This window comes from Pseudomonas fluorescens (assembly GCF_001648775.1).
Taxonomy (GTDB): domain Bacteria; phylum Pseudomonadota; class Gammaproteobacteria; order Pseudomonadales; family Pseudomonadaceae; genus Aquipseudomonas; species Aquipseudomonas fluorescens_M.
On sequence record NZ_LVEJ01000060.1, the window covers coordinates 1 to 277 of the forward strand.

The window sequence follows — 277 nt, forward strand, 5'->3', positions numbered from 1 at the left end:
GCCAATGTTTCAACCCGATCGTCTTCTGGCTCTGAACAACAGCATCGGCCTGCTCGTTGTCGCTGCCTTGAATCCCGATAAACCGGATTTTGAAAACCTGATTCATGAGTTTCGCCTGTGCCTGAACAACTACGAAGCCTGGGCCGAACAGTTCTGGACCGGGACCGCGCTGAATGTCGAGCAGGTGTTTACCGTCGGTAACGACGTGCGCCTCAGTGTTCCGGTCACCACGCGCAAGCCTGTCAGTACGTCGGTGGCGATGTGCTCGGCCAGCGGG

Annotated in this window: 1 protein-coding gene; it reads left to right on the forward strand. The window is 57.4% G+C overall.

Annotated elements, in window-relative coordinates; genetic code table 11:
• Nucleotides 1-4: 4 nt before the first annotated feature.
• A partial coding sequence (locus A8O26_RS30035; protein ID WP_172828231.1) for a hypothetical protein occupies nt 5-277 on the forward strand: 273 nt, incomplete at its 3' end.